Origin of the sequence: Nesterenkonia aethiopica, from assembly GCF_039534665.1 — a bacterium.
In the GTDB taxonomy this organism is placed as follows: domain Bacteria; phylum Actinomycetota; class Actinomycetes; order Actinomycetales; family Micrococcaceae; genus Nesterenkonia; species Nesterenkonia aethiopica.
Genome location: NZ_BAAAVT010000009.1, coordinates 53,661 through 78,193, shown reverse-complemented (window position 1 = coordinate 78,193; position 24,533 = coordinate 53,661). Strand labels below are relative to the sequence as shown.

The 24,533-nt window shown below is 71.0% G+C and carries 20 protein-coding genes; 8 read left to right on the top strand and 12 right to left on the bottom strand.

Translation table 11 applies throughout. The annotated features are described in order from the left end of the window. Nucleotides 1-83: 83 nt before the first annotated feature. Both ABD658_RS08305 and ABD658_RS08300 read left to right on the top strand, forming a co-directional pair. Entirely contained in the window at nt 84-1,622 is a 1,539-nt protein-coding gene (locus tag ABD658_RS08305; RefSeq protein WP_344685847.1) for an MFS transporter, read from the top strand. Between the two features lie 53 nt (nt 1,623-1,675). Beyond that, nucleotides 1,676-2,290 carry a TetR/AcrR family transcriptional regulator gene (locus ABD658_RS08300; RefSeq protein WP_344685849.1) on the top strand — a complete coding sequence of 205 codons (615 nt, stop codon included), beginning with the start codon at nt 1,676-1,678 and terminating at the stop codon, nt 2,288-2,290. Nucleotides 2,291-2,351: 61 nt separating this feature from the next. On the opposite strand, the gene ABD658_RS08295 is transcribed toward ABD658_RS08300, so the two are convergent. Both ABD658_RS08295 and ABD658_RS08290 read right to left on the bottom strand, forming a co-directional pair. Beyond that, a complete protein-coding gene (locus ABD658_RS08295) occupies nt 2,352-3,326 on the bottom strand; it encodes a Sir2 family NAD-dependent protein deacetylase (protein ID WP_344685851.1) in 975 nt (324 codons plus the stop codon). 97 nt (nt 3,327-3,423) lie between these two features. Next, nucleotides 3,424-3,624, bottom strand: a complete 201-nt coding sequence (locus tag ABD658_RS08290) for a DUF3073 domain-containing protein (RefSeq protein ID WP_070160596.1) — start codon at nt 3,622-3,624, stop codon at nt 3,424-3,426. Between the two features lie 361 nt (nt 3,625-3,985). Here ABD658_RS08290 and ABD658_RS08285 point away from each other — a divergent pair, with 361 nt between their 5' ends. After that, a complete protein-coding gene (locus tag ABD658_RS08285; RefSeq protein WP_344685853.1) occupies nt 3,986-4,945 on the top strand; it encodes a hypothetical protein in 960 nt (319 codons plus the stop codon). Nucleotides 4,946-4,959: 14 nt separating this feature from the next. Here the strand turns inward: ABD658_RS08285 and ABD658_RS08280 are convergent, their stop codons facing one another. Continuing rightward, nucleotides 4,960-5,916 carry an NAD(P)H-binding protein gene (locus tag ABD658_RS08280; RefSeq protein WP_344685855.1) on the bottom strand — a complete coding sequence of 319 codons (957 nt, stop codon included), beginning with the start codon at nt 5,914-5,916 and terminating at the stop codon, nt 4,960-4,962. 145 nt (nt 5,917-6,061) lie between these two features. Here ABD658_RS08280 and ABD658_RS08275 point away from each other — a divergent pair, with 145 nt between their 5' ends. Continuing rightward, the gene (locus ABD658_RS08275; RefSeq protein WP_344685857.1) at nt 6,062-6,802 is read left to right on the top strand and encodes a TetR/AcrR family transcriptional regulator; all 741 of its coding nucleotides are present in this window, start codon (nt 6,062-6,064) and stop codon (nt 6,800-6,802) included. Then, nucleotides 6,799-7,389 carry a methylated-DNA--[protein]-cysteine S-methyltransferase gene (locus ABD658_RS08270; protein ID WP_344685859.1) on the top strand — a complete coding sequence of 197 codons (591 nt, stop codon included), beginning with the start codon at nt 6,799-6,801 and terminating at the stop codon, nt 7,387-7,389. Before ABD658_RS08275 ends, ABD658_RS08270 begins: the two co-directional genes overlap by 4 nt. Nucleotides 7,390-7,504: 115 nt before the next feature. Here the strand turns inward: ABD658_RS08270 and clpB are convergent, their stop codons facing one another. The 3 genes from clpB to ABD658_RS08255 form a co-directional block, all read right to left on the bottom strand. Continuing rightward, a complete protein-coding gene (gene clpB / locus ABD658_RS08265) occupies nt 7,505-10,132 on the bottom strand; it encodes an ATP-dependent chaperone ClpB (RefSeq protein WP_344685861.1) in 2,628 nt (875 codons plus the stop codon). 151 nt (nt 10,133-10,283) lie between these two features. After that, a complete protein-coding gene (locus ABD658_RS08260; RefSeq protein WP_344685863.1) occupies nt 10,284-11,366 on the bottom strand; it encodes an acyltransferase family protein in 1,083 nt (360 codons plus the stop codon). Between the two features lie 72 nt (nt 11,367-11,438). Continuing rightward, entirely contained in the window at nt 11,439-13,034 is a 1,596-nt protein-coding gene (locus tag ABD658_RS08255) for an MFS transporter (protein WP_344685865.1), read from the bottom strand. A 73-nt stretch (nt 13,035-13,107) separates the two neighbouring features. On the opposite strand from ABD658_RS08255, the gene ABD658_RS08250 reads away from it, so the two are divergent. Further along, nucleotides 13,108-14,025, top strand: a complete 918-nt coding sequence (locus ABD658_RS08250; RefSeq protein WP_344685867.1) for a LysR family transcriptional regulator — start codon at nt 13,108-13,110, stop codon at nt 14,023-14,025. A gap of 22 nt (nt 14,026-14,047) precedes the next feature. Then, nucleotides 14,048-16,774, top strand: coding sequence for a hypothetical protein (locus ABD658_RS08245; protein WP_344744265.1), 2,727 nt, complete (start codon nt 14,048-14,050; stop codon nt 16,772-16,774). 38 nt (nt 16,775-16,812) lie between these two features. On the opposite strand, the gene ABD658_RS08240 is transcribed toward ABD658_RS08245, so the two are convergent. Together ABD658_RS08240 and ABD658_RS08235 are read right to left on the bottom strand one after the other, a co-directional pair. Next, nucleotides 16,813-19,221 carry a transketolase-like TK C-terminal-containing protein gene (locus tag ABD658_RS08240; protein WP_344685873.1) on the bottom strand — a complete coding sequence of 803 codons (2,409 nt, stop codon included), beginning with the start codon at nt 19,219-19,221 and terminating at the stop codon, nt 16,813-16,815. 16 nt (nt 19,222-19,237) lie between these two features. After that, entirely contained in the window at nt 19,238-20,434 is a 1,197-nt protein-coding gene (locus ABD658_RS08235; RefSeq protein ID WP_344685875.1) for a trans-sulfuration enzyme family protein, read from the bottom strand. Between the two features lie 113 nt (nt 20,435-20,547). On the opposite strand from ABD658_RS08235, the gene ABD658_RS08230 reads away from it, so the two are divergent. After that, nucleotides 20,548-21,036 carry an Lrp/AsnC family transcriptional regulator gene (locus ABD658_RS08230; protein WP_070162475.1) on the top strand — a complete coding sequence of 163 codons (489 nt, stop codon included), beginning with the start codon at nt 20,548-20,550 and terminating at the stop codon, nt 21,034-21,036. A 34-nt stretch (nt 21,037-21,070) separates the two neighbouring features. Here ABD658_RS08230 and ABD658_RS08225 read toward each other — a convergent pair whose 3' ends face one another. The 4 genes from ABD658_RS08225 to ABD658_RS08210 form a co-directional block, all read right to left on the bottom strand. Next, complete coding sequence (locus tag ABD658_RS08225; RefSeq protein ID WP_344685879.1) at nt 21,071-21,466, bottom strand: MmcQ/YjbR family DNA-binding protein; 396 nt, start codon at nt 21,464-21,466, stop codon at nt 21,071-21,073. A 36-nt stretch (nt 21,467-21,502) separates the two neighbouring features. Further along, entirely contained in the window at nt 21,503-21,853 is a 351-nt protein-coding gene (locus ABD658_RS08220) for a VOC family protein (protein WP_311025099.1), read from the bottom strand. Between the two features lie 46 nt (nt 21,854-21,899). Continuing rightward, a complete protein-coding gene (locus ABD658_RS08215; RefSeq protein WP_344685882.1) occupies nt 21,900-22,748 on the bottom strand; it encodes a helix-turn-helix domain-containing protein in 849 nt (282 codons plus the stop codon). Nucleotides 22,749-22,829: 81 nt separating this feature from the next. After that, on the bottom strand, nt 22,830-24,509 hold the full coding sequence (locus tag ABD658_RS08210) for an amidohydrolase (RefSeq protein ID WP_344685884.1): 1,680 nt from the start codon (nt 24,507-24,509) through the stop codon (nt 22,830-22,832). Nucleotides 24,510-24,533 lie beyond the last annotated feature (24 nt).

Below are 24,533 nucleotides of genomic sequence, written 5' to 3'. Positions count from 1 at the left end.
GCCCGCACCGCACGTCACGCCCACCGGTGATCTCGGTCCCAGAACCCTCCACACTTCACCATACGTCCGGTACAGTTTCTGGCATGACGACTGCCTCCCTCCCTGTCGTGGACACCGGCCCCGGCCAGCAGCTCTCCCGCTGGCAGCGCTGGAGCGTGCTCGTCATCGTCTCCTCCGCGCTGCTGCTCATCACCCTGGACAACACCGTCCTCTACACGGCGCTGCCCCGGCTCACCGAGGATCTCCAGGCCTCCACCTCGCAGTCGTTGTGGATCATCAACGCCTATCCGCTGGTCATCGCCGGGCTGCTGCCCGGATCCGGGTCCCTGGGCGACCGCCTCGGCCACAAACGGCTCTTCCAGTACGGGCTGGTGATCTTCGGGCTCGCCTCGCTCGCGGCCGCCTTCTCCCCCACTGCGGAGACGCTCATCGCCGCCCGGGCGCTCCTCGCCGTCGGGGCGGCGGCCATGATGCCCGCCACCCTGGCGCTCATCCGGATCAGCTTCCCCATGGAGCGCGAGAGGAACGTCGCCATCGCCGTGTGGGCGTCGGTCTCGCTGGTCGGCATGGCCATCGGCCCCATCGTGGGCGGACTGCTGCTGGAGCATTTCTGGTGGGGCTCGGTGTTCCTGATCAACGTACCCATCGCCGTCGCGGGACTGCTGGCCATCATCCTGATCGGCCCGCCCAACCGCCGGAATCCCAGCAAGCACTGGGACGGGGTCTCCTCGGCCCAGGTGATGGTCGGCCTCACGGCCTCCGTGCTGGCCATCAAGTCCCTGGCGGAGAACCACATCAACTGGCCGCTCGTGATCGGCTCCGCCGTCGTCGCCGCCGCGTCCCTGACCGTCTTCGGCCGGCGGCAGACCCGGCGCCAGGAGCCGCTGATCGATTTCACGATGTTCCGGAACAAGGCCTTCACCGGAGGCATGGTGGCCGCCGCGACCAGCGTCTTCGCCATCATGGGCGCCCAGCTGGCCAGCACGCAGCGCTTCCAGCTCGTGGAGGGCTACACCCCGCTGGAGGCGGGCCTGCTGGTCTCCGTCATCGCCGTCGGCTCCCTGCCGCTGGCCCTGATCGGCGGTGCGGTCCTGCAGCGCACCGGTCTGCTGCTGCTCATCGGGGGTGGACTGAGCACAGCGGCGGTGGGCGCCGGCGTCGCCGTCGTCGGGGCCGCGCAGCACCTGCTGCCGGTGCTGGTGCTGGGGCTGCTGATCATGGGCGCCGGGCTCGGCGCCTCCATCTCCGTGGCCTCCACGGCGATCATGGGCAACGTCCCGCCGCGCCGGGCCGGGATGGCGGCCTCCATCGAGGAGGTCTCCTACGAGTTCGGCGGCCTGGTGGCCGTGGCGACGATGGGCAGCCTGCTGAACTTCGCCTACTTCCGGTTCCTGGTGCTGCCGACCGGTGCCGGCGAGTTCGCCGACGCCAGCCCGACGGCGGCGCTGACCAGCGGCCGGTCCGACGTCGTCCTCGCGGCCGCCGACGCCATGGACGGAGCCTTCGTGGCGGTGCTGGTCGCCGTCGCCGTGGTGCTGGTGGCAGGCGCCGCTACCACGCTGTCCCTGCTGCGCCGCTACACCCCCGGCACCGCATCGCAGGCGTACCCGGGCAACCACTGAGGGCCCGGCACTCCTGAGCGCCCCGCGCTCCACGACGGTTAGGCTTGACCATCATGCGACAGTCCAAACGCACCGAGATCCTGCAGGCCGCCACGCGCATCGTCCAGCGCGACGGCGTCACGGCCCTGACCTACGAATCGGTGGCCTCCGAAGCCGGACTCACCAAGGGCGGGCTGCTCTACCACTTCCCGTCCCGGGAGGACATGCTGCTGGCGCTGCATGAGCACGTCTCCGGGCAGTGGGAGGCCTGCATGGAGTCCGAAGCCGGCGGCCCCTATGAGGAGCTGACGCCGGGGCAGCGCCTGGACGCCTATATCCGCGCCTCGCAGAACCCGGACCGGGCCGAGCTGCTGCTGATGCTGGAGTCCGCCGGTGATCCGGCCGCCCAGGCCGCCTGGGACCGGGTCCACGACCGCTGGTCCCCTCCGGCCCCGAGCGGGGCTCCGGCCCCGACGAGTGGCGACAGCGCAGGAGACAGCGCAGGAGACAGCGGCTCCTCCCGGGACTCCGAGCCGGACCCTGCCCTGCTGCCGTTCCTGGCGCGACTGGCCGCCGACGGGCTGTGGTTCTACGAGGCGCTGACCCCGGGCCATTTCACCGAGGCGCAGCGGTCGACGATCGTGGAGGCGATCGTCAAGCTCGGCGCGGGTGGACACTCGCAGGGCTGAGGCGACGTCTCCGCCCCGCTGAGGTTCAGCCGAGCACTGAGGTTCAGCCAAGCAATGAGATTCAGGCGAGGGCGGCGTCGAGGTCCTGCAACGCCGGGGCGATGCGCGTGCGCCAGCGCCAGTCCGCCTTCGCGTCCGCACGGGAGGGGCCCCCGTTGATGACCCCGATCGGACGGCCGGCCCGCCGCATGTGCAGGGCGATCCGGAAGCCGCTCATCACGGCCATCGAGGACCCCACCACGAGCAGTCCGGTGGAGGCGTCGATGAGCTCGTCGACGGCGGCCTTGCGCTCCGGCGGGACGCTTTCGCCGAAGTAGACCACGTCGGGCTTCAGACGCGTCGAGCCGCAGACCAGGCAGGCCACCATGTGGAACCGTTGGACCCAGGAGTCGTCCAGGCTGACGTCGCCGTCGGGATTGACGTTCTCGGCGGCGTGGATCGCCTCCTCGGCATAGCCCGGGTTGGCCTCCTCGAGCCGCGAGTCCAGGTGCCGCCGGTCTTCCCGGTTGCCGCAGGCCAGGCACACCACGGTGCCCAGGTCCCCGTGCAGCGGGATCAGGGGGCTGGCGACTCCGACCTCGCGGTTCGCCTGGGCGTGCAGACCGTCCACGTTCTGCGTCACCAGGCCGGAGAGCAGCCCCCGGCGCTGCCAGTCGGCAAGGATGCGATGGGCCATGTTCGGAGCAGCCTGGTCCATGTGACGCCAGCCCACATAGCTGCGGGCCCAGTACCGGTGACGGGCGCCGGCGTCGTGCTGGAACTCCTGGTACGTCATGGGACGGTGCCGGTGCAGCGAGCCCTGCGGGCCTCGATAGTCAGGGATGCCGGAATCGGTGGAGACGCCGGCCCCGGTGACCACCAGGACCCTCAGGGACCCCATCATCTCCAGGATTCCTGCGCGGGCCTCCTGGGCGGGCTGCGGCGGGGCGCTGTCCTCCACCACCCGGGCGATGGAACGCAGAGCGGCCCGATGCGCATTGGCCACAGGTGTGGTGAAGGCCGGGGAATCGGTGTAGCGGGTGCCGTTTCCAGGCACAGCAGAATCCGACCCGGCGGTCATCGCCGGGTCGGATTCGTGACTGCTGATCTGTGCCGACCTGCTGAGGGGAGCCGTGCTGCGCTGCTCCACGAACTCAGCGGCCGTAGCGGTCTGAGAGGTCGTCGTAGCCGTACGACTCGTCCTCCGACTCGTATGAGGTCAGGTCATCCGCCGAGCTGTCCCCACGCGACTGAGCCAGCTCTCGCTCGAGAGCTGACAGGTCAGTGTTCGGGGTGAAGTACTTGATCTCCCGAGCCTGCTTCGTTGCTTTCGCCTTCTGACGGCCGCGCCCCATGAGCGAGACCCCCTCTGTCTTCTCTGGTCCTCGCGATGCCGGGCAGGGTCCACCGCGGGAGTATCTCTGCGATCAACTGGTTCGTGCTTCCTAGGTTAACATGATTGGGAACGGCGCGTCGCACGTCCGCGCAGGGCGAAGCCCTCCACTCGGGCCCGTCCTGCAGTGTGTCGCGCGCCGGGAAGGTCCAGTTCACGGGGGTCCCCACCTGCTCACAGGCTGTTCTTCCGGGTGCCGTCACCACCTGACGGCACCCTGGATGACGGCCGGATGGGACGGACATCACCCCGGCGGCGCGCCGCGGGGCTCCGCCGGAGGCCCCCGCCGAACCCGCCACGACGCGCACAGGAGCACCGCCGCAGTGGAAGACAGCACCGAAGACGGCACCACCGACCCGACAGCCCGCACCGACGGCCAGGACGGGACGTCCTCGCCGCAGACGCGCCGGGCCCGCCGCGAGGCTCGCCAGCGCGCCGCCCGAGGGAAGGGTGCTCGTGACGCCCGCACCTCCGGGGAGGGTCAGACACCCGCGCAGAAGATGCCCGCCGACGAGCCGGCCACGGACGGGCCGGCCGCTGACACCCCGACCGGCACGCCCGAGGAGGCGGAGCCTGCGGGGCTCGAGGAGTTCGACGTCCGCGAGACCGCTCACCGGGACCCACACCGACCGAACATGCTCCCCTTCGTCTTCATCGGCGGGCTGGTCGTGCTCTTCATGCTGGCTCTGCTGTGGTGGTTCCTGATCCGCGAGGAGCCCACAGAGCTGCCGGAGACGGTCGCGGAGCGCGAGGACGATCCCGGAATCGATGGGGTGATCCTCCGCGACGCCGCCCCGGACCAGTGGTCGGCCGGCGACTGCCTGACCGGCTTCCAGCCGCATGACGAATCCGCCCCTGCCACGATCATCGAATGCGACCACAGCTATGACGTGCAGGTGATCCACTGGGAGGACCTTGAGGTGGGCGAGTACCCGGGTGATGAGGAGATCTCGGAGCGGGCCCACCGCGCCTGCGAGGAGAACGGCCAGCTGGACCAGGACGCCGTGGACTCCGTGGACTTCGCACTGGAGGTCCGCATCTCCCACCCGACCGAGTCCACCTGGCGTCGCGAAAGCGACCGGCGGGTGAACTGCCTGCTGCAGCCCGCCGGCGGCACCACCATGACGGGGAACTTCGTGGTGGACCCGGAGGAGCACTCCTCCGCCGCCGACGATGAGGACGCCGAGCCCGGCTCCGGAGATGACGCCGGAGATGACGCCGAGGGCACGGAGGACACCGAAGACGAGACGGACGACGCTGACAGCACTGACGCCGACGCCTGAGGCGGCGGCCAGCCTCAGACAGGTGCCCCTTCCACGCTCTGCCTCACCATCTGTTCGACGCTGCGCCTCCAGGGCGTTCCAGGCAGTGCACCGGCGAACTCTCCGCTCGGGACCAGGACGCAGCGACGCCACCAGATGGGCTGAAGCCGGGCGAGTTCCAGCGCCGTCCGACTGACCAGCCCTGCAGCGCGCAACACACCATGAGGCAGCACCCACGGCGCCGCCACAGGACGACCGGCGACTCTGGCCGCACGCTCGCCGACGTCACGCAGGGTCGGCGCCTGCGACGGCGCGATCAGCAGCCGATGCCCACCGGCCCCTGGCATCCCCTCGAGCAGCTCCTCGACGTGCTCCGCACTGTGGATCATCGCCGCACTGAGATCGGCGATGTCGGTGAGGGCATGCGGCACATCAGGGTCTGCCGGAACGATGGGGCGCCGACCCGCCGCCACGCGGTCCGTGATCATCATGCGGACCACACTCGTCCCGGGCACAGCATCAGGGCCGACGAGATCTCCCGCCAGCACGCTGAGCGCGCGAGCGGGATGAGCCGACCGCGCCTCCATCAGCTGCTGACGCACCCGTCCCTTGTCCTCTGCGGGCGCGAACGCGGCGTCGTCTCTGAGCTCCTCCGCCTGGGCCGCGAAGGCGTAGGTCGACTCGGGAAAGATCACCACGCTGCTCTGCTCGGCAGCGACATCGAGCACCACCTGCTCCAACCCGGGCAGGACATCTGCCCATAGCCGGGCGTCATACCCGGTGTGGAAGCAGGCAAAGATCGCCTCAGCCCCCGCTGCGGCGCCGGCGACGTCGTCCCGGCGTCCGGCATCGCCGATCACATGCCTCGCCGCGTCCGGCACCGAGGCCCCCGCAGAGCGCGTCACCACCGTCGTCTCCACTCCCTGACGCAGCAGATCGGCGACGATCCGCGCTCCGATCTGCCCATAGCCGATGACCGTTGCTGTGCGCATGGCCAGCCTCCTGTCGATGTCCCGCACCACGAATGAGAGCACTGCTCTCCGATGACGAATCGACCCTATTCCCCACAGCTCCCGAAAACAAGAGCACTGCTCTCATGCGTGACTGGTGATCTCCGCCTCCTGCTAGCCTCGTGCCATGACGCCCGACGCCGGCATGACGCCCCGCCAGAAGAACAGGCAGGCCACGGAGGCCGCCGTGCTGGAGATCGCCACCCGCCACCTCGACGCCGACGGCGCCCAGAGTCTGTCGCTCCGAGCGGTGGCACGGGACCTCGGCGTGGTCTCCAGTGCCGTCTACCGCTACGTGCGGAGTCGGGACGAGCTGCTGACGCTCCTGATCACCGACGCCTACGATCGCCTGGCAGACACGGTCGACGCCGCTGTGGCACGTGATGACTCCTTGGAATCGGTCGCCTTCGCAATGTTGGACTGGTCCCGGCGTCATCCCCGCCGGTGGGAACTCATCCATGGGTCCCCCGTGGCGGACTACCGGGCCCCACGGCACACTGTCCTCCCCGGGACACGCGTCGCCATCCAGGTGGCTCGGCTGGTCGCAGCCCTTGACGACGACACCGACGATCCCCGACTCTCCTCCGAGTCGGCGGCACGGGACCCGGCGGCGCTCTGGCTCGCCAGGGACCTGGACGAGCTCGGCCTGGCCATACCCCCTCATTCAGCGTTGCGGGCCGTCTCCGTCTGGGCGAGCCTTCTCGGCATGGTGAACATGCTGCGCTTCGGTCAGCTCGGACCCGAGAGCGCCACCTGGGAAGACCATCTGATGCGCACACATGTCCTGCGCCTGATCTGCGGCACCGGCACCCCGGCGCCTGAGACCCTGGAATCACCCCATGTTCCACCACGCCAGGAGACCCGATGACCACCGACCCTTCCACGCCGCTGCCGGAGCTGCGCTGGTCCTCCGCATCGCTGGGCGAGCTCGGCTCCGCCGTCGTCGTCCACTCCCCCGAGGATGACACCATCCGCGCCGCGAGCCTGGCTCGGCCCGTGGGCGAGGAGCCTGAGGTGGCCGCGATCGGCCGATGCCTGGAGCAGATGATGGAGCGGCTGGAGGCCACAGCCCCGGAGACCGCGGATCGGGAGATGAACCCGCTGCCCACGGACCGGGGCGCCGTTGCCGAGGCCGTGGCGGCCTACGCCGACGGCGACCATGGCGCCTTCGACGGCCTCGTCGTCGTCCAGCCGGGTTCGGAGTATCGGCAGCAGGTGTGGTCGGCGCTGCGCGAGGTGCCGGCCGGCGAGACGGTCTCCTACGCGGAGCTGGCGCAGATGGCGGGACGGCCGCTGGCCCACCGGGCTGCGGCGAGCGCCTGTGCACACAACCTGGTGGCGTTCGCGATCCCCTGCCACCGGGTGATCCTGGCGGACGGCTCCATCGGCGGATACGGCTTCGGCGGGGTGACCACGAAGCGCCGTCTGCTGGCCCGCGAGGGCATCCACCTCTGAGCAGCCCCCCAGCAGCATCGAGTGGCCACGAATCGCGGTACTTTCACCCGTGTCGCGGCGCGTCGCTGGGCAGATGCCGGGATTCGCGGCCACTCGACGGAGGGATCACGCGGCCTCAGCCCGTCACTGCCGCATCCTTCTTCGCCACGGTGAGCCCGTGCACGGAATCCTCCTCCAGGGAGAGCTCCTGCCGGTCCACCAGGACGGTGTCGCCGTCCTCCACCGCACCGGAGAGCAGCGCCTTGGCCAGCTGGTCACCGATCTCCCGCTGCACCAGCCGACGCAGGGGTCGCGCCCCGTAGGCGGGGTCGTAGCCGGTGAAGGCCAGCCACTCGCGGGCCGGGTCGGTGACCTCCAGGACCAGACGGCGGGAGGCCATCCGCTCCTGCAGGGACCCGATCTGCAGGTCCACGATGCTGCTGAGCTGCTCCATGGACAGCGGGTCGAACATCACGATGTCGTCCAGGCGGTTGAGGAACTCCGGCTTGAAGGACCGGTTGACCACCTCCATGACGGCCTTGCGCTGGGCGTCGGCCTCCAGCGACTGGTCCACCAGGAACTGGGAGCCCAGGTTGGAGGTCAGGATCAGCACCACGTTGCGGAAGTCCACGGTGCGGCCCTGCCCGTCGGTGAGGCGGCCGTCGTCGAGGACCTGGAGCAGGATGTCGAAGACCTCATGGTGGGCCTTCTCCACCTCGTCCAGCAGCACCACCGAGTAGGGGCGCCGCCGCACCGCCTCGGTGAGCTGACCGCCCTCGTCGAAGCCGACGTACCCGGGAGGCGCGCCGACCAGCCGGGCCACGGAGTGCTTCTCCGAGTACTCGGACATGTCGATGCGCACCATGGAGCGCTCGTCGTCGAAGAGGAACTCGGCCAGCGCCTTGGCCAGCTCGGTCTTGCCCACCCCGGTGGGACCCAGGAACAGGAAGGAACCGGTGGGCCGGTCCGGGTCGGAGACCCCGGTGCGGGCCCGACGGACGGCGTCGGCCACGCTGGCGACCGCCTTGTGCTGACCGATGAGCCGGGAGCCGATGAGCTCCTCCATGTGGAGCAGCTTCTCGGTCTCGCCCTGCATCAGACGGCCCGCGGGGATCCCGGTCCAGGCGGAGATGACCTCGGCGATGCCGTCGGCGTCGACCTCCTCGGAGACCATGCGGGCACCCCGGCCCTCCCCGGGCGAGCTCTCCTGGGCCTCGGCGTCGGCCAGGCGCTGCTCCAGCTGGGGGATCTCCCCGTAGAGCAGACGGGAGGCCTCGGCGAGGTCCCCCTCGCGCTGGGCGCGCTCGGCCTGGCTGCGCAGGTCGTCGAGCTGGACGCGCAGCTCACCGGCCCGGTTGAGCTCAGACTTCTCGGCCTCCCAGCGGGCAGTGAGCTCGGCGAGCTCCTCCTTCTTGTCCGCGAGGTCGCCCCGCAGCGCCTGCAGGCGCTCGGCGGAGCCGGCGTCGGTCTCCTCCGCCAGGGCCATCTCCTCCATGGTCAGACGGTCCACCACCCGGCGCAGCTCATCGATCTCCACCGGCGCGGAATCGATCTCCATGCGGAGCCGGGAGGCGGCCTCGTCGATGAGGTCGATGGCCTTGTCCGGCAGCTGACGTCCGGTGATGTACCGGTCGGACAGCGAGGCGGCGGCCACCAGGGCGTTGTCGGCGATGGCCACCTTGTGGTGGGCCTCGTAGCGTTCCTTCACGCCACGGAGGATGCCGATGGTGTCCTCCACTGAGGGCTCGCCCACGTAGACCTGCTGGAAGCGGCGCTCCAGGGCGGCGTCGGACTCCACGTTCTCCCGGTACTCGTCCAGGGTGGTGGCACCGATGAGCCGCAGCTCGCCGCGGGCCAGCATGGGCTTGAGCATGTTGCCCGCGTCCATGGAACCTTCGGAGGCGCCGGCGCCGACCACGGTGTGGAGCTCGTCGAGGAAGGTGATGATCCCGCCCTCGGCCGCCTTGATCTCCTCCAGGACGGCCTTGAGCCGCTCCTCGAACTCGCCGCGGTACTTCGCTCCGGCGATCATCGCCCCGAGGTCCAGGGAGATCAGCGTCTTGTCCCGCAGGGACTCGGGGACGTCGCCGGCCACGATGCGCTGCGCCAGCCCTTCGACGACGGCGGTCTTGCCGACGCCGGGCTCACCGATGAGCACGGGGTTGTTCTTGGTGCGCCGGGAGAGCACCTGGACCACGCGGCGGATCTCGGAGTCGCGCCCGATGACGGGATCCAGCTTGCCGGAGCGGGCGACCTCGGTGAGGTCGGTGCCGAACTTCTCCAGCGACTGGAAGGTGTTCTCCGGATCCGGGGTGGTGACCTTGCGGTCGCCGCGCAGTCCGGGCAGCTCGGCCTTCAGCGCCTCCGGGCCGGCCTGCGCCTCGGACAGGGCGCGGCCGGCGGGTCCGGCGTCAGCGGCCACACCGAGCAGCAGGTGCTCGGTGGAGACGTAGTCGTCGCCCATCTGCTCGGCCTCTGCCTGCGCGGCCCTGATGACGGACAGCCCGGCCTGGGAGAACTGCGGGGCCGCGACGGCGTCGCCGCTGGTGGCCGGCAGCTGCCGGATGGCCGCGGAGGCCCGGGTGGAGACGGCGTCGGGGTCCGCCCCGGCGGCCTTGAGCAGCGCGACGGCCACGGACTCCCGCTGGTCCATCAGCGCCTTGAGGATGTGGGCCGGTTCGATCTGCGGGTTCCCAGCGGTGCTGGCGTTCATCGCGGCGGCCGACACGGCCTCCTGCGACTTCGTGGTGAGCTTGACGTCCATGGGGTGAAGGCTCCTTTCTCAGCGCCTCGGCGGGCCCTCACCTGTAGTACATCAGGTCCGGCGAGCCCTGTCATGCAAACTTGAGTCAATGATACTCAACTTTGGGCATGGGGTGCATATTCCCGCCCGGGACACGAGAACCCACCCGCCTTCAGGGACGCGGGGCGGGACTCCGGTCAGCACGGGTGAGGCGTCTCAGCCACCGCGGGGCCTCGAACACCCAGTCCTGCCGCAGCCGCAGTGCGACGACGTAGAGCACCAGCGGCCCGACGACGCCGGCGAGGGTAGGCACCACCACGTGGACGCCGAGGGAGTCGACTCCCACCGCGCTGAGCGCGATGCGCGTGCTCGCCGTGAAGAACACATGCGCGACGAACACCACCAGCGACCGCTCACCGATCCACGCCAGCCAGCGCATGCCCGCGGACCTCCGCGCCAACAGCCAGGACACCGCGAGGACGGCGACGACGCCGGCGCTCGAGCCGACGACACCGAGCGCCACGCTGGAGACGGTGCGGAGACTCCCGTAGGCCGTGGGCGGTGTCCCCAGCAGCGTGGCGCCCAGCACCACCCACACGGCGCCGCCCACGACGAGCACGAGGAGCACCGGCACGACGCGGAGGCCCTGCATCCAGCCGAGCAGACGGCGCCCGGTCAGCACCACTCCCGCGAAGAAGAAGACCGTCAGCGCGAGGCCCTCACCACCGAGGACGTTCCAGTTCAGCCCCCACACCGCCAGCGAGCCGACGGCGGCGGCCCCGAGGGTCACTGCGGCGGCCCGACGGCTGATCCAGGGCCGGGCTGCGGCCGCGAGCAGCATCATCAGGGTGAGCCACCCGAAGAACCAGAACTGCTCCTTCGGCTCCCAGATCCTCAGCAGCTCCACCGGCGAGACCGGGTCGTTGACCACCGAGCCCACGGCGATCTTCATCAGCAGCTGCAGGGTGGACCACAGGGTGTAGAGCCACAGGAAGGTGACCGTGCGGGCGCGGGCGTAGTGCCAGGGTCCGTCGCGGCGCATCCCGCCGGCCACGAACAGCCCTGCTGCGAAGGCGAAGACCGACAGATGAGCCATGTAGATGACGCCGTCCACCTGCGTCAGGAGGGGGTCCTGCACCAGGCCTGCCGGCTCCAGCGCGCGCCACACATGCCCGACCACGATGAGGATGATGGCCAGCGCCTTCGCGATGTCGAGAGTGGCGTCGCGCGCCGGCGGAGAGGAGACCGGACTCATCCCTTCAGGCAATACCATGGGCCCCCGCATCACAAGGGCTCCGGCCTCCGCCCCAGAAGACGGGGAGGGCGGTCACCTCGATGACGCACGGGACGTGACGCCCGATCCGCGACGACCGCCGACCTTGACGGGCTCGCGCCGGACGTCGGCCCCCTCAGCATTCCGCGGGCGACGATCCGCGCGCTCGCGCCGCGCACCCTGATGATGCTGCGCCTCCCCCACAGCCTTGCGCACAGGCTCCTGTTCGGCGATCCGTTCCGGATCGCCATCGGCGGCGCTGAGGATGATCAGGCCCGCGCCCAGGGCGAACAGGGCATAGAGGACTGCACCCAGCCCGAGGGCGGCCTCGGCGCCGGGACCATGGACGGCTGCGGAGGCCCCGCCGCCGACGTCGGCTCCATGATGGATCGCCAGCGTCCCCAGCGCGGCGATGCCGGCGCCTGCGCCGAGTGCGAAGGCGGTCTCCTGGATGGCGCCGGCGTCGGCGGTCCGGGTCTCCGGCGCCGCGCTCATGAGTGCGTTCGCCCCGATGGACATGATGATCCCGGCCCCGACCCCGAGCAGCACCATGCCCGCCGACCTGCCGACGCCGTCGAGCGCAGCCACCGTCAGCAGCCCGCCGGCGACCAGGCCCAGTCCGACGACGATGAGGGGTCGTTGCGAAATCCATCGGTGCAGCAGCGGCCCCAGGAGCCCTCCGGCCGCACTGGCGGCGACCAGAGGGAGCAGGGCGATGCCGGTGCGCACGGCGGAGAGTCCGTCGACCAGCTGGTGCTGCTGCGTGAGCAGATACAGGGCGCCGTTGAAGACGCCGAGCGTCCCGAGGATGATCACCGCGGAGGTGCCCAGCAGCGGGTCGGCGAGCAGCCGCACGTCCAGGAACGGCCGCGGCATGCGCAGCTGGCGGCCCACGAACACCACCGCGAGGAGCACCCCGCCGAGCAGCGCCGCCACACTGGCCCAGGCCGGCGACTCGGGCCGCGCCAGGGTCTTCATCCCCACCACCAGCAGCCCGACGGCGGCCATCGAAGACACGATGCTGAGCCCGTCCAGGCGAGGCGGGTCCGAGTTGCGGGACTCACGCAGCACGACGACGGCGGCCACCAGACACAGGCCGAGCACCGGCACATTGACCCAGAAGACCCAGCGCCAGCCGGCCAGGTCGACCAGCACTCCGCCCACCAGCGGCCCGAGCGCCGAACCCGCACTGAAGCCGACCACCCAGACCCCGTAGGCCAGGGCGCGCAGACGGCCTCCAGGGAAGGTCACCCGGATGATCGCGACCGTGCCGGCGATCAGCAGCGCCGCTCCGACGCCCTGGCCGATCCGCCCGGCGATGACCGCCGCACCGGTGGAGGAGAAGCCGACCAGCGCGGCGCTGAGGACGGCCACCACCAGCCCGGACAGGTAGAGGCGTCGCCGCCCCAAGCGGTCGGCGAGCACGGCACTGGTCATCAGGACGGCGCCGGCCGCCAGGGGGTAGATGTCAGCGACCCAGACCGACCCGGCGGGGTCGAGCGAGACGTCGGCGGTCAGCTCCGGCAGGGCGACCACGACCTTGGTCATGTCCGTCCCGCCGACCAGCATCACCGCCGCGAACAGCAGCAGGATGGCCGCCAGCCGTCGCGGGCTCTCGAGAGTCGTCTCTGCGGGGGCATGTGGTGTCATACCTTCAGTTCTACGGGGACATCATCATGGAGTCCAGGTTCATCATTTTCCTGATTTCATGCACTATAGGTACATGATTGATTCGCGCCTCCAGCTGCTCATCGCCGTCTGTGAGCACGGCACGGTCACGGCCGCCGCGGAGGCGCTGTACCGCACCCCCTCCGGAGTCTCCCGGCAGCTCAAGGAACTGGCCCGCGAGCTCGACGTCGACCTGTTGGAACGTCACGGGCGGCGCGTCCGCCTCACCCCGGCGGGCGAGCGGCTGGTGGCCCACGCCCGCGCGCTCAACGCCCAGTGGGAGACCGCCCTCGGTGATGTGGCGACCGCCGCCACACAGCTGTGCGGACCGATCAGCATCGGCGGGTTCCCCACGGCCATCTCCTCGATCATCGCCCCGGCCCTCCCCGGCCTGCGGGCTCAGCACCCCCAGCTGCGCCCGGTGGTCAAGGAGGTCTACTCCGGCGAGCTCGTGGCCGCCCTGGAGTCCGGGGCGGTGGACCTCGGCATCTACGTGGCCGACGACTCCACCGGCGGGCTGTCCGCAGATCACCTCACAGTGACCGGCCTCCAGGATGACCCTCTCGACCTGCTGGTCCCCCGGGCCCACCCCTTCGCCGCGGCGGAGACGGTCACCCTCCAGGACGCCGCCCACCAGGACTGGATCACCGGGCATCCGCACCAGGACGCCTATGCCGAGCTGCTGGCCGCCACCCGGGCCGTCGGCTACGCCCCGCGGGTCGCCCACCTGGCGCAGGAGTTCACCGCCACGACCGCGCTGGTGGCAGCCGGTGCCGGCATCGCCGCGGTGCCCCGGCTGGCGATGACGATCCCGCATCCCGACGTCGTCCAGGTCCCCCTGGCCGGATCTCCCGTGCCACGACGTCGGATCCTGCTCGCCCGTCGCCGAGGCTCGGAGGAGAACCCGCGGGTGGCGGCCGCAATGCGTGCGCTCCAGGCCCACTGCTCCGACTCCGCACCGGCCCAGGTGTGACGAGGTCTCGTACACTGAAGCGATGACGCGCACCTCTTCCGGCGACTCGTCGTTCGCTGACGTCATCGGCCGACTCCCCGCCTGGCTCGCCCCCATGCTCGCCCTCGGGCTGGCCGGAGCCTCGGTGGGGATCGGCCTCGTGGGCTATGACCGCGTCACCACCGAGCCTGAGGCCGAGGTCAGCTTCATCGTCGAGGACGGCCTTCCCCACGGCATCACCCAGGAGACCGTGGAGGCCGCGGCTGAGGACCGCATCGCCAGCTACCAGCCCTTCACCGTCCGTGTGGTGGAGCGGGAGCTCGACTGGGACGAATACATGAACGGCGAGATCGAGGATGCGGACATGATCCTCTCCGTGGGCGACGATCCGGAGGATCCGGACCTGGCCCTCGCCGACGCCACCCGCGTGGGCATCAGCGGCCTCGACTCCGATGATCGCTACGGGGTAGCCTCCACGGTGCGCGAAACCTTCGTGAACAACCGCACCATCGGCCACGGCCCCAATGCCGTGGTGGGCGCCGCACTGACCGCCGCGGACATGCACTTCGACGAGGGCGGCCGCTCCGCCGTGACCTGGGTCGCGGCGGCGGCCCTGCCGCTGATGGCGGGCGTCGCACTGCTGTTCGTCTGGGTGCGCGGCCGGGGACTCCAGCGACGGCGCCTGCGACGCTTCACCCGAGCGAAGCTCCGCCTGGCCCGCGTGGTGCTGGAGCTCGACGTCCTGGAGCTGCGCTTCGAGACCGCCCGGGCTGCTCTGGGCAGTGCCGGCGACATCGTCGCGACCGACTCCTTGGCGGCACTGGAGACCGACTGGGACCGCATCCGGCGGGACAGTCTGCGGCTGGCCCGCCGTGAGCAGGAGCTGGAGCACGCCTGGCTGGGCGGCCCGGCTCCCCGCGGGCCCTCCGGTGAGCCGGGCGGCAGAGCCCCGGCATGGTCCGACCTGGATCAGTTCGAGCAGGAGACCGCCGAACTTCAGCGGCGGGCCGACGCCCTGGCCGCCGCCTCGGAGCTGCGCGCCGGGCACGCCGGCTCCGGGTCGGTGCTGGACCGGTTGGCCCTGCCGCTGCTGCAGTCGGTGGACGAGGTGCTGGCCCAGCAGGGCCGACTCGCTTCGCTCGCCGGCGAGGGGGCCAGCCAGGCCCTGGAGCGGCTCGAGCACGCCCGGGACGAGCTCCTGGCGCTGAACCAGGAGGCCGCGACGATCCCGGCGAGGAGCGGTGACGACGACGGCGAGGAGGGTGCGCGCCTGGTCAGCGAGCATGCGGATCTGCTGGACCGCTGGGAGGCGGCGGAACGACGGATCGTCGGGGCCTGCAGCTCACTGGGCGGCGCGCTGAAGGCCCATCGCCGAGAGGGAAGCCCCGGGAAGAAGGAGCTCCGCCGCGACGCGGAGGAGCGGGTCCGCCGTCGCGTGCTGGCCAGCTCCGGCGGGGCCACTGACTCCTTGGCCGAGCTGCGCGCCTCCCTCGGCTTGAAACACGGGGCGCAGGGCGGTCCGATGTGGTCCGCCGAGCGCGTCCTGGCCCAGCTGGAGCAGGCCGGACGCCCCGACGGCGACCCGAGCGGCGGCATCAGCGAGGAGGGCTGGCAGGCCGTCGTCGCCACCGTCACCCTGCTGCTGCCGGTGGCGGCCGGGCTTGTGTCCGGATGGGCCGCCGTCGACCGGGCCGACGTGAACACCGCTTTCGGCCGGACGCTCGAAGGAGACCAGCCGCTGGCGGCCCTGGACGTGCACGGCGACCTCGGGGCCGTCCCCGAGTTCGAGGAGCCCTCCGACCTCCGGCCCTCCAACCAGGATTCCCTGACCCTGGAGTACGTACGGGAGTCCATGGCGCGCACCGTCGAGTTCACCGAGGACACGGCTCTGCTGCCGGACCACCTCGAGCTGCATGTGGCGCTGCTTCCCGCCGACGACTACATCAGCTACTCCGCACGCCCCGACCACGACTACCGCATCGACATCGACTATTGGGACATCCTCGATGCCCATGCCCGGATCAAGGAGGAGGTCGGCGCCGAAGATCCGGGTGTCATCGACGCCGCCTCCGGGGAGGTGGCCCTCGGGCAGGGGATCCTGCCGGTCTGGCTGCTGGACGAGGACACCTTCGCCGTGGGCTACACGATGACCGGGGAGATCAGCTCGGGAGTGGACAGCCGCCTGGGCACCTACTCCTTCCGGGCCACGGACCTCATCGTCTCCGGCGCCGGAGACTTCGAGATCACCCTGGGCGACCAGGTGGCCAACACGATGCAGGATCTGGGCCGCGCCATGGAGTACAACCACCAGGAGTCGGTGAAGGTGGACACCACCTCCCTGTTCTGGCTCGTGGCCGTCTCCGTGTGGGCCGGGGCGCAGACGCTGCTGATGATCGGCGTCGCCGTCGCGGAGGCCGGGCGTCGGGGGATCGGGACGCGCCGGGTGCGGCACCAGCTGGCCGGGCTGCGCTCGCGACTCGACGAGCTCGCCCTCGGACTGGACCTCTCCCGCCTGGACATGGTCGCTGTCCTGGGCGGGGACTCCCCCACCGGAGGCCGCGCCGAGCAGGCCGACCAGCGCCTCCACGAGGCCGCGCTGGCCACCGCCTGGCGCGAGGTCCAGGCCCTGGAGCGCCTCCCCCGCCGCGAGCAGCGCGGAGAGGACTGGGAGTCCCGGGTGGCCCACGTCGAGACGCTCATCGACACGCTCGCCGCCCGCGAGACCGACGTCGCCGTCCGCGCCGAAGAGCTGCTGCGCACCCAGCGCTAGGCCAGGTTGCCTCTGGAGCCAACGGGAGGGACAGCCCTTCAGCGGCCCAGCAGCCCCAGGGCGACCGAGGCGATCGAGTCCTCGTCGATGCCGTGCAGCCGGTGCATCTCCGCCATGGTGCCGGCCTGCCCGAACGCGGTGACCCCCAGCGTGTGGGTCTCATCGCCGCGCACTCCGGCCAGGAACGCGAGCGTGTGCGGGTGGGCATCCATCACGGTGACCAGCGGCCGCGGGTGCTCGGCCGGGAACAGCGTGTCCAGGATCGCCGAGCGCGGCGTCGCCGTCACCTCACGCCGGGCCCGCAGCGCCCGGAACAGCAGGCTGGGGCTGGTCACGCAGACCACACCGGCCCGGATCCCGTGCCGGCCCAGCGCCTCGGCGGCCGCGCACACCTCGGTCATGATCGCGCCGGCCCCCACCAGGGTCACGTCGTCCTCAGCAGCAGGATGCGCGGAGAGCCGGTACCCGCCGGCCACCACCTGCTCCCGACGACGACGGCGCAGCAGCTCGTCCTCGGGCACCTTCGCCAGGGACTGGTCCACCGGGCGGGTGGACAGGCGCAGATAGGCGGAGCCGCCGGCGGGATCCAGCAGGTCCCGCATGGCCTCAAGCATCACCCATTCCACATCCTGGGCGAAGGCGGGCTCCCAGCTGGTCAGCCCGGGGATCTCCAGGGTCGCCGAGGGTGTGTTGATGGACTGATGTGCCCCGCCCTCCGGCGCCAGGGTCACCCCGGAGGGGGTGCCGATCATGAGGGAGCGGCCTCCCGCGTAGAGCCCGAAGGTCCACGGCTCCAGCGCCCGGTTGATGAACGGGTCGTAGAGCACCCCGATGGGGATCAGCGGCTGACCCCAGCGCTCACCGGTGAGCCCCAGCTCGCCGGCCAGGCTGACCAGGTTGACCTCGGCGATCCCGAGCTCGATGTGCTGGCCCTGCGGCTTCTCCTGCCACTTGAGCAGCCGCTCCCTGTCGTCCGAGAACCAGTCATGCCTCCCGGCCAGGGACCACACCCCGGTCTTGTTGATCCACCCGCCCAGGTTGGTGGAGCTGGCGACGTCGGGGCTGACGGTGACCACCCGGTCCGTCACCTCGGGGGCTGCGCGGCGCAGGTCGGAGAGGAACCGGCCCAGGGAGGCCTGGGTGGAGGTCACCGCCTTCGGGCTCCAGCCGAGCTCGGCGGGGACGGTCGGGGGCACGGCCGGGGTGATGGGCTCTCGGGCCAGCCGCCGGGCCACCTCGGTGCACAGCCGGCCGGCCGGAGTGTCCTCGGGGAAGCGGACCCACGGGTCCTGGAGCGAGGTGCCGGAGGCCTCGGCGAGCTCGTGCATCTGCTCCTCGGTGAGCTGTGCGGCGTGGTTGTTGGGGTGCCCTTCGGTGGCCAGGCCGCGGCCTTTGATCGTGTAGGCGAACACCACGGTGGGCCGGGTGTCGTCGATGGCGGCGAACGCGGCCTGCAGCTCTTGGAGGTCATGGCCGCCGAGGTCGCGCACGAGCTCGGCGAGGGCGCCGTCGTCGTGACCGGCGAGCAGCTTGGTCAGGGCGGCGGCGTCCTGCGCGGTGCAGCCGCGCAGCAGACGGTCGCGGATCTCCGCAGGGTGGGCGCGTAGGATCCGTTGGTACTCCTCGTTGGGCATCGTGCGCATGCGCCGTTCGAGCACCTCGCCGCCGGGGCGGGAGAAGGTCTCCTGGAGCCGGCGGCCCCACGGGCAGGTGATGACCTGCCAGTCGGCGGCGGCGAACATCCCGCGCAGCCGCTGGATCTGCGAGTCCGGGATGACGCGGTCCAGGGACTGCCGGTTGAGGTCCACGATCCACACGACCTCACCCAGCTGGCGCACCTCCGGGTCGATGATGGCCTCCCACACCGCGCCCTCGTCCATCTCGGCGTCGCCGAGCAGCGAGTAGAAGCGGCCGGCCGGAGGGGTGTCCTCGATCCGGCTGGCCAGGTAGCGGTGGGACAGGGCCGCCCAGATGGGTGCGGTGGCGCCGATGCCGACCGACCCCGTGGAGAAGTCCACGGTGTCCGGGTCCTTGGACCGGGAGGGGTAGGGCTGCAGCCCGCCCAGGGAGCGCAGCCGGGTCAGATAGGAGGCGTCGAGGTCGCCGAGCAGATAGTTGATGGCGTGCAGCACCGGGGAGGCATGCGGCTTCACCGAGACCCGGTCCCGGCTGGTCAGCTGGGAGAACCACAGGGCGGTCATGATGCCGACCATCGAGGCCGAGGAGGACTGGTGCCCGCCGACCTTGAGCCCGTCGGTGTTCTCCCGCCCGCGATTGGCGGCGTCGATGATGCCGGTGGCCAGCCACAGCACGCGCTGGGCGATCTCATCGAGCACGGTGGCGTCGGCGGCGGAGGAGGCCCGCAGCGGCCGCGAGTTCGTCGTCGGCGGGTCGTACTGGTCCGAGGTCTCGAACTGGCGGTCCTCGTCCATCGGGTGCGTCGTCATCGGTCTGTGGTCCACGTCACCGATCCTCCCCGATCAGCGCTGGAACCACCAGCGCCCGGGCTAGGTCAGCGATCAGATCCTCCGGGGACTCCAGCCCGATGGAGAGCCGGACGACGTCGGCATCGGGCTTCGCCTCGGCGGCCACGGGCCGGTGGGTCAGCGCCGCCGGGTGCTGGATCAGGGAGTCGACCCCGCCCAGGGAGACCGCGTGGGTGAACAGCGAGACGTCCCCGGCGAGCCGTTCGGCGGCCGCGTAGCCGCCGCGCAGCCGGATGGCGATCATCGCACCGGTGCCCCGCATCTGCCTCCCGAGCACTCCGGCGGGGTCGCCGTGGAGGCCCGGGTAGCAGACCTCGGCGACGGCGTCGTGGCCGGAGAGCCAGTCCACGATACGCCGGGCGGAGTCCTGCTGCGCGCGCATCCGCACCGGCAGCGTGGCCAACCCCCGGTGGAAGAGGTAGGCGGCCAGCGGGTGCAGGATCCCGCCGGTGATGGCCCGGACCTGCCGCAGTCGGGCGGCGATCTCCTCCGCGCAGGCCACCACCCCGCCGACGGCGTCTCCGTGGCCGCCGAGGTACTTGGTGGCGCTGTGCAGGCTCAGCGCGGCCCCGTGGTCCAGCGGGTTCTGCAGCACGGGTGTGGCGAAGGTGTTGTCCACCAGCACCGGGACGCCGGGGGCCTGGGCGACGACGTCGGCGATGTCCACCAGCTCCAGGGTCGGGTTGGCCGGAGTCTCCAGCATGATCAGCCCCGTGTCCGGACGGACCGCGGCGGCCACCTCATGCGCGGCACAGAAGGTGACCTCGGTGCCCACCATCCCAGAGGCCAGCAGGTGATCGGTGCCCCCGTAGAGCGGGCGGACCGCGACCACATGCGGCTTCTGTTCGCCCAGGCACAGCGCCAGCACCGACGCGGTGACGGCGGCCATCCCGGAGGAGAACGCCACTCCGGCCTCGGCGTTCTCCATGGTGGCCAGGGCGTCCTCGAAGCGCGCCACGGTGGGGTTCCAGAGGCGCGCGTAGACCGCGCTGCCGCCCTCGGGCATCTCACCCCCGGAGGCCAGAGCCTCATAGGAGAGCCCGCCGGCCTCGATGCCGGGCAGCGGGTTCGTGGTGGAGAGGTCCAGGGGCAGGGCGTGGACGCCGAGGGCGGCGAGGTCGTCACGACCGGCGTGCACCGCGGCCGTGTCCAGGCTGTGTGATTCGCGTCTCATGGGTCATGATGATTGCTGAGGACACAGTCATCAGCAAGACATCTTGCTGACATGCCCATCCATCGCGAGGGATGCTGCGTTCTCGGCATAGTGGACGAACGGAAGGAGGGGTCATGTCGTCGAGTCGGCAACTCACGCCGGAGACCCTGGACGGGCTCGATCACGCCCTCATCGCCGCACTCAGCGCCAGCCCGGAGCTGACCAACAAGGCATTGGCCTCCCGGCTCGGCGTGGCGGAGTCCACCTGCGCGTACCGACGCCGGCGGCTGCGCGATGCGGGCACCATCGGCCCTCCGCGGCTGGACCTGGACCATGCCCAGCTCGGCTATTCCCTCCAAGCCGTCATCACGGTGTATATGAGCAGCCACTCCCGCGAAGCGGTGGACCAGTTCCTGGACAGCATGGTCACCACGGCCCATGTGCTGCAGGTGGTGCACCTGACCGGGCGGGCGGACTTCATGCTCACCGTGGCGGTGCGCAGCGCCGAGGAGCTGAAGAACTTCGTGCTGGACCACATCACGGTCCACCCGGCGATCCGCAACACGGAGACCCACATCGTGTTCGACTCCCGGCGCGGGACCTGGATCCCCGAGGCGCCGTAAGCGGGCGCCCGGGCGACGGCGGCAGCCTGCCCGATCAGCCGTCGTCGGGACCCAGGCCGAAGCGGATCGGCTGGCGTGAGACGACCATGGTGGAGACCACCAGGTCGTAGGAGGACACCACCAGCTCCTCGATCAGCTCAGCGGTCACGCCCGGTCCTTCGGCCACGGAGATCCAGTGCCGCTTGTTCATGTGATAGCCGGGGCGGATGCTGGGGAACTCCTCGCGCAGCACCTCGGAGGCATCGGGCTGAGCCTTCAGGGTGATGATCGGCTCTCCGATGACGTCGGTGGCCATGAGGAAGACCTTCTCGCGGACCTTGTAGACGTCGTGCTCCTCCCCGAACGGGTGGGTGCACGTGACCCAGGGCAGCTGCCGGGCGGCGGCTGCGGCCACCTGCTGGATGCGGCGTCCGGTGAGGGTCTCCTCCATGCCTCCACTGTAGAGGCATGCCCGCCGCCGGAGCCCTCAGGCGGGCTGCTTGAGTCCGAGCACCACGCCGTCGGGGTCGGTGACGTACCCGACCCGTCCCTCCCCGGGGAGGTCATGGACCTCTCCTGACGCATCACCTCCGGCCTCCGTCACGGCGGCGCGGGCGGCGTCGATGTCCTCCACCTGGATCCAGATGATGGCGGCCTGCTCCTGGTGCTCGCGGCTCATGATGGCCGCATCGATTCCGGGCCCGTCACCGGTCTGCGCCAGCAGGTATCCGGGCAGGAAGGGCGACGCCTCCGTGCGCCACCCGAAGGCCCGGGAGTAGAAGTCTGCGGTCGCCTGGGGCGCCGCACTGGTCAGCTCGACGTGCATGATGTGTCCCATGGCTCCAGCGTAGGGACGCCGTGTGCAGCTGCCTTGAACGAATCGGTCAGTGCGCGGCGACCTCGTCGGTGCGGGCCATGAGCCGGGCGATGCCGTCATAGGTGTCCCGGAAGGAGGACACCGTCATACCGGTGAATCGGGCGAACTCCCGCGTGGCATGCGGCTGGTCGGCGTAGCCGGTCAGGGCGGCGGCCAGCGCGGCCGGTTCCCCGTCCGTCTCGGCCAGGAGCCGGTCGGTGAACGCCCGGTGTCGCATGACCTGGATGTACTGCTTCGGGGCGAGGCCGATGCCGCGCCGGAACGCGCGGTACAGCGTGGATGCCGAGATCGCGAGCTCACGGCACACGGCGCTGACCTCCACAGCGGAGGGATCGGCGTCGATGCGCCTGACCGCGGCGGCCAGCAGCGATTCCTGGGGGACTGGCGAGGGCCCCAGTGCGCCGAGCCAGGCGTCGAGCGTGCCGGCGGGGTCCTCGGCGAGCCCTCGTCTTTCCGGCAACGAACCGGCGGCGTCCTCCACCTGGACGGGCTGCTCGCCCGTGAGCTGCGGGAACAGCGCCCGGCCTCCCCACGGGGTGCACTGCACACCGACATAGTGTGAGGAGCCCTCCTGCTCGATCACCAAGGGGCGGGTGCTCACCGGCAGGTAGACGTCCGCGTTCGACACCGGCGGGGCGTCCAGGGCGCGACGGGTCCCGGGGGCACCGAGACAGAACTGGAGTGTCGGCCGACCGTTGGGGACCAGCACCGCGGCCAGTCGTGGCGACGCCGCCGGAGGGATCGGCGCCTCCGAAACCGGCGCTTCCGAGACCGGCGCTTCCGAGACGACAGACCAGTAGTGCTCGACGACGTGGGCCAGGGCCGCCGCCGGCGGGAACCTCCTGTACTCGGTCACACCGCGCAGTCCACCACGTCTCCGCCCCACGAGGAAGGAGTCCCGGCTCGTTCCGCACCCCGTGTGGGAGACAGCTCCGAGTCAGCGCCGGTGCCGCTGCACTCCCTGGACGTAGGTGCTGTGCACCTGTGTGCTGAGCAGGGCCTCGGGCGCCTCCCGGCGCGGGTCGGCGTCGAGCACCAGGAAGTTCGCCTCCAGCCCGGGCCGGATCCGTCCGCGCAGGTGCTCCATCTCTCCGGCCCAGGCTCCCCCCGCGGTGAGTGCGGTCAGCGCCTCCTCCGGGGTGAAGGCCCGCTCCGGGTGGTACGGCGGCAGCTCGGGCGACATCGCGGAGCCGCCGGTCAGGGCGATGTAGAGGTTCGGCAGCGCCTCGTGCGGCGCGGTGGGGGCGTCGGTGCCCAGGGTGATGGCCACCCCGGCGTCGCGGACCATCTTCCAGGGGAAGCCCTCCTCGCTGCGGTGGTCTCCGAGCACGGCCTTCCAGTTGTCCATGATGGCCGGGTCGCAGTGCACCGGCTGCATGGAGGCGGTCACTCCGAGTCGGGCCATGCGTCCGATGGTCTCCTCGGTGACGGTCTCCAGGTGCTCCACGCGGTGGCGCCGGGGGTGCCGCCGCATCGCGCAGTCCTCCAGCAGGTCGAGGGCGATCTCGCTGGTGCGGTCCCCGATGGCATGCATCGCGATCTGCAGCCCGGCCTCGTCGGCCGCGTGCGCCACCGGACGCAGCCGCTCGGCGGTCCAGATCGGGTCACAGTTCGTCCCGTCTGCGTAGGGGGCCCGCATGGTCGCCGTGCAGGCGTCGATGACGCCGTCCATGATGAATTTCACCCCGGCGATCCGGAACCAGTCCGCCTCGGGCCCGACGGCGATCTCCTGCTGCAGGGCCACGATCTCCTCGATCCCGGCCAGATCCGCCGCGGTGTCCTCCCCTGGCTCGATGATCATATGCGCCGTGACCGGGAACGGCAGTCCGCCGTCTCGGGCGACCAGGGCACGGATCGCGGCGACGTCGGCCCGATTCATGGCCATGTCGGTCACTGTGGTCACCCCCGACTCCAGATAGGCCGCGAAGGCGAGCTCGAGGAATCGGACCTGGTCCTCGGGGGTGGTGATCCGCTCCAGGAAGTTCCGGGCGTACTGGCGGCCGGCGGTCTCGTAGAGCATGCCGGTGGCGCGCCCTTCGGCGTCCCGGGCGATGCGTCCGCCCACCGGGTCCGGGCTGTGGGCGTCGATGCCCATCTCCTCCAGGGCGGCGGTGTTGACCCACACCGAGTGCAGATCGTTGGCGTCCAGGTACACCGGCACATCCGGGAGCACCTCATCGAGCATCGCCGCCGTGGGGTGCTCGTCCCCGACGGCGTCGAAGAGCCAGCCCGCACCCAGGATCCGAGGCGTCCGCGGGTCGGCCCGATGGGCGGCGAGCAGCCGCTGGCGGATCTCCTCCAGCGTGCGGCAGTCCCGCAGCTGCACCTTCCCCACGGCCTCCCCGAACGTGGTCAGGTGCGTGTGGGAGTCGATGATGCCGGGTCCGACGAACCGTCCGCCGAGGTCCACCTCGAGCACCTCGTCACCGTCGGCGGCGACGCCGGCTCGCGCCTGTTCCCGCACCTGTTCCAGGCCGCCCACATGGGTGAACCGGCCCGCGGAGACCGCGAAGGCCTCCGCCTGCGCACCGGGGGCGCCGGGGGTGCCGGGGGTGCCGGGGGTGCCGGCGTCGTCGGCGGTGAAGATCGTGGCATTGCGGTAGATCGTGGTCACCATGGTGGGTGAGGCTCCTCGTGGCGC